Raw genomic sequence first — 2,475 nt, 5'->3', positions numbered from 1 at the left:
ATGGGAAACCATTACGGCGAAATTTTCATGGGAGTGGAGGATTATGCTCACAAAAACGGTTTCAACGTGATGCTTGCCATGGCCAGAGAAATGGTCAGTCGTGAACAGGAGATTCTGAACGAATACTTCCAGCGAAAGGTAGATGGAGTCATAGTTGCGACTCTTCACAGCGACGAGCACATGCTCAACAGGTTCATAGAGAGCGGGATAGTCGTTGTCGCCGTCGACTCCCCAATAAGAGAAATAAAGGCCGATTCCGTAAACATAGACAACTCCTTTGCAGCATACAACGTTGCGAAATTCCTTTACGAAAAGGGGCACAGACGGGTCCTCTTTCTCCCGGGGCAGGAAGGAGTGCATGCTTCAAAGGATAGGTTGAAGGGGCTGAGAAAATTCGCTTCGAGGACCTCGGATTTCGATCTGAAAGTCGCGAGGATAGGGGGCTTCGAACCTCACCACGGGCAGGAGGCGATCCGTGATTACCTTCGGGATTTCGGTATCGATTTCACGGCGATCTTTGCCGTCAACGACCACGTGGCAATGGGGGCAATGCAGGAGCTTCACAAAAACGGTGTTCGTGTCCCAGACGACGTATCCGTGATCGGGTTCGACGATTCCGTTCACGCACCCTATACGATCCCAGCATTAACCACCGTCTCGCAACCGAGAATCGAAATGGGAAGCGCTGCGGCCCAGCTGCTCATAGAGAGATTGAGGCTCACCCAAAAGAGAGTATTCAGGAATATAGTTCTGCCCACGGCCCTCGTCGAAAGGGACTCGGTTAAAGCCATATAGGAGAGAGGAAGGAGAGGATCTCTTTGCCGATCATAATACTCGGCCAGAAACTCAAAAATCTCCCCTGGGAAGAGAAACCCAAAGATTGTCTAGAACCGGTCTGGAGATACTCGAAAAACCCCATAATCACACGGGAAACGGTGAGAGGCGCAAACAGCATCTTCAACAGCGCGGTCGTAGCCTACAAAGATGAATTCAGGGGAGTATTCCGTATAGATACGAAAGAGCTTGTCATGGAGCTTCACTCAGGAAGAAGCGAAGACGGATTGTCGTGGAACATTGATCAGGAGAGAATCGAATTTAATGTCGAAGACCCGGAAATCGGCCGATTCGTTTACGGATACGATCCCAGAGTCGTCTTCCTGGAAGACAGATACTACGTAACCTGGTGCAACGGTTATCACGGGCCTACCATAGGCGTTGGCTACACTTACGATTTCGAGAGATTCTATCAGCTTGAGAACGCATTCCTTCCCTTCAACAGAAACGGGGTCCTCTTCCCGAGGAAGATCAAAGGAAAGTTTGCAATGTTGAGCCGGCCGAGCGACAACGGCCACACTCCCTTTGGAGACATCTTCTACAGCGAGAGCCCCGACATGATTCACTGGGGCTGCCACAGGCATGTAATGTCGCCCACCGCCGGCTGGCAATCGACCAAGGTTGGGGCCGGACCTATTCCGATAGAGACCTCGGAAGGTTGGCTGCTTATCTATCACGGAGTATGGACATCCTGCAACGGCTTCGTGTACAGCACTGGCGTCGCTCTTCTCGATCTGGAAAGACCCTGGAAAGTAATCAAAAGGTCGAAACACTACATACTTAACCCGAGAATACCTTACGAAAACATTGGCGACGTACCCAACGTCACCTTCCCCTGCGCCAGCCTTCAGGACCCCGAAACGGGCAGAATCGCCATATACTACGGGGCGGCCGACACCGTTACCGCCCTCGCCTTCACAACCGCAGAGATCCTGTACGACTTCCTCCAGGAGAACTCATATTGAGACTGTCTTTATGTATCAGACTGTGCCAGGAGATTAGTATCTGTGCCGGTCCTTTCGGTTGTCTCTTACGCGCTTGTCAGTTGAAGTTCTGATAATAGCAAGCAAAATGAAAGTCACTATGTTGCCGCTGCTTGCAGTGACTGGCCTCAGCTTGATGGTGAGAGTGGCACCACAAAGTGGTACTGGCGAAGGCAACGCTTTCACTGGCGGCGATGATTCTCGCCTTTTGACTGGCCTGCGCCAGCAGACTGCCTTCTGAATGCTTCCCACTGAAAGCGTCATCACTTCTGCTCTTGGTCTCCTCGGAGAACCTTTGAAGGTGGACCTGAGAAGGCTTTTTGCCGTAGGCAGCCTTGCGTCCACTGATGCTCCTCAGTGCCTTGCGTCCCGGCATGTTCTTAGCCGGCATTGCGTCCAATGTTCTACAAGGGCATCACTTCCTGGGATGCTCTTCTCAGCATCACTTCTCGATGGAGTCGGCCTTGCGTCCCGGCACAATCGTAGCGCCATTACGTCCGATTCGGAGGACGGTGGACCGTTGACGGACAACGTTATCTTCAGCAGCGTTTAGCGGGTCCTTGGTTTTAAGAGTGCAGCAGCTCTTTGATCATCGAGATTCTGAATCAAGTTCAGATGACGTGATGTGATGTTTTCGTGATCGCCTCACATTGTCATC

General features: G+C 51.7%; 3 protein-coding genes. 2 read left to right on the top strand and 1 reads right to left on the bottom strand.

Features of this window, described 5'->3' with window-relative positions:
* The coding region (locus BG32_RS05415; protein ID WP_147434840.1) for a substrate-binding domain-containing protein at positions 1-795 on the top strand (795 nt) is incomplete at its 5' end.
* Positions 796-818: 23 nt separating this feature from the next.
* A complete protein-coding gene (locus BG32_RS05410) occupies positions 819-1,799 on the top strand; it encodes a glycoside hydrolase family 130 protein (protein ID WP_121526531.1) in 981 nt (326 codons plus the stop codon).
* Between the two features lie 33 nt (positions 1,800-1,832).
* On the opposite strand, the gene BG32_RS15540 is transcribed toward BG32_RS05410, so the two are convergent.
* Positions 1,833-2,162 carry a hypothetical protein gene (locus tag BG32_RS15540; protein ID WP_180274863.1) on the bottom strand — a complete coding sequence of 110 codons (330 nt, stop codon included), beginning with the start codon at positions 2,160-2,162 and terminating at the stop codon, positions 1,833-1,835.
* Positions 2,163-2,475 lie beyond the last annotated feature (313 nt).

It is taken from the genome of Mesotoga sp. HF07.pep.5.2.highcov (assembly GCF_003666285.1).
Lineage (GTDB): Bacteria > Thermotogota > Thermotogae > Petrotogales > Kosmotogaceae > Mesotoga > Mesotoga prima.
Note: the sequence above shows the minus strand (reverse complement) of the source record. Positions and strands in the feature narration are given on the sequence as shown.